Genomic DNA, 2,424 nt, shown 5'->3' with positions numbered 1-2,424 from the left:
CCCGGGCACCGGCCGCCGCTGACCGGCACCCGACACCCCCTTCGGCACCCTCCGCACCCCTTCGATCACCCTTCGAATCCGGGAGAGAGCACCCGCCGAACCTTGATATGGTTAACCCGTCGCGCCGGCCGCACAGGCCCTGCGCACACACCCCGTCCGGGTGGCGGAATGGCAGACGCGCTAGCTTGAGGTGCTAGTGCCCGTTTAAGGGCGTGGGGGTTCAAGTCCCCCCTCGGACACTCACTCGGAAAGACCCCAGGTCACCTGGGGTCTTTTTGTTGTTCACGCCCTCTTTGGCCGAGCCGGGCCGGAGGGTGCGGGCGAGCGCCGCGCGACGTCAGGCGGGCTGGTCGAGGTCGGTGACGGCGTCGTAGGGGCCGAGGAAGCGGAAGCCGGCGTCCTGGACGCGGTAGAGGTAGAAGGTGGGGTCGGCGGGGACGGAGCCGAGGTTCGGGTCGTAGGCGAAGGCCCTGGCGACGCCCCGGTGGCTGGTCCTGGGCAGGCGGCGGGTCACGGAGATCCGGGTGACGTCGGCGGCGGCGAGCTCGGTCAGGGCCCCGGCGAGGAAGTGCGCCGTGTCATAGCTCTCCACCGCGTAGTAGGGCGGGTCGACCTCGAAGCGGTTCCGATAGGCCGTCACGAATGCCTCGGCGGCCGGGAGTTGGGGCGGATCGGTGAAGCTGGCGGTGATGATCCACCCCTCGGCGGCCACGCCCGCCTCCGCCGGGAACCGAGGGTCGAGCACGGGCTCGGTGGCCAGGCGGGCGCCGTCGAAGCCGGCCCGGCGCAGCTCGCCGGCCAGCGCGGCGGCCGGTCCCGGCGGGCCGGCGAGGACAAGGGCGTCGGGGGCGTCCGCGAGGAGGGCGGCCGTGAAGGTGGCGAGCTCGGCCCGGTCGCCGGGGAGCGCGTGCAGGGTCGCCACGCCGCCCAGCCGGGCGAGGTGGCCGGAGACCCCGGCGACGATCTCCCGGTGCGGGCCGCCGGTGTCGCCGTGGTGCACCAGGGCGACCCGCCGGGCGCTCAGCAGCCGGGTGAGACATGCGAGCAGCGGCACGTTCTGTCCGTGGTCCGTCGGTCGGGTGGCGAGGTGGGACTCGTGTGGGGTGGCGGTGAGGTCGTCCGCCCCGACGGAGACGGTCAGGAACGGCAGCCCGGCGTCGTCGTAGGTCGCGGCGGCGGCCAGCGCGGTCTCGTCGGCGGTGGGGCCGATCACGGCCAACACCGAGGAGTCGGCGGCGAGTTCGGCCGCGACGCGGACCGCCTCCGCCGGGTCGCCCCCGTCGTCCCTGACCAGCAGCTCCACCCTGAACGGCACGTCGGCACGGGCGTTGAGCTCCTCGACGGCCAACCGCGCCCCGCTCTCCTGCGCCGCACCCACCCCCCGCCCGGGCCCCGACAGATCCGCGTGCACGGCGACTGTGCGGGTCGGCGGAGCGGTGGCCCGCGCCGACCGGGCGCCGTCCCGGGTGACGAGCCAGCCGACGCCGCCGCCCGCGGCCGCCAGGGCGGCGCCGAGCCCGCCGGCGAGCAGCCGCCGGCGGCGCGGACGGGGCGGCGCGCGCCGGACCACCTCGGTCTTCGGTGTCTCGGGGAGGTGGAGCAGCGTCGCGGCGTGGCGGGCGATGTGGTCGTCGACGGGCTTGGGCCAGGGTTGTGGGCCGACGCCGCCTCCGCCGAGGGCCCGGTGGATCTCCGCCGTGTCGGGCCGCTCCCCCGGGGCCTTGGCCAGGCAGGACTCCAGCAGCGGGCGCAGCTCGGACGGCACGCGGTCGAGGTCCGGCGCCTCGTGCACACTGCGGTAGAGCAACACGGCCACCGGGGCGTGCCCGAAGGGGCGGCGCCCGGTGACGGCGTGGGCCAGCACGCAGCCGAGTGCGAAGACGTCGGTGGCGGGGCCGACCAGGTCGGCTCTGGCCTGTGCCTGTTCCGGGGCGAGATATCCGGGGGTGCCGACGGCGGCGCCGGGGTGCGTGAGCGACGGCGTGCCACGGCCCCTGGCCAGACCGAAGTCGATGAGCCGGGGGCCGTCGTGGGCGAGCAGCACGTTGCCCGGCTTCACGTCCCGATGCACCAGACCGGCCTCGTGGGTCACGGCGAGGGCCTCGGCCAGGCCTCGTCCGAGCGCCCGCACGCTGGGGAGCGGCAACGGGCCGAACTCCTCCACCGCCCGCGTCAGCGCGGGGCCGAGGACGCACGGCGAGACCAGCCACGGCGACGCGGCGTCCGGATCGGCCTCGAGCACGGGCACCGCCCAGGGGCTGGCGACCCGGCGGGCGGCCGCGACCTCGCGGGCGAAGCGCGCTCTGAGCTCCGGATCGTTGACGAGTTCGGGGCGGATCACCTTGCAGGCCACCAGCGCTCCGTCCGGCGAGCGCCCCAGGTAGACGACCCCCATCCCGCCCGCGCCGAGCCGCCCCAACAACC

General features: G+C 75.7%; 1 protein-coding gene and 1 tRNA gene. One reads left to right on the top strand and one right to left on the bottom strand.

The features are described from left to right. The first annotated feature begins 154 nt into the window (after positions 1-154). Positions 155-239 (top strand) — tRNA-Leu (locus tag E1283_RS35315). A 98-nt stretch (positions 240-337) separates the two neighbouring features. On the opposite strand, the gene E1283_RS35310 is transcribed toward E1283_RS35315, so the two are convergent. Further along, positions 338-2,424, bottom strand: a 2,087-nt coding sequence (locus tag E1283_RS35310) for a bifunctional serine/threonine-protein kinase/ABC transporter substrate-binding protein (RefSeq protein ID WP_132822249.1), incomplete at its 5' end; no start/stop codon positions are given.

The organism is Streptomyces hainanensis, from assembly GCF_004348415.1.
GTDB lineage: Bacteria > Actinomycetota > Actinomycetes > Streptomycetales > Streptomycetaceae > Streptomyces > Streptomyces hainanensis.
Note: the sequence above shows the minus strand (reverse complement) of the source record. Positions and strands in the feature narration are given on the sequence as shown.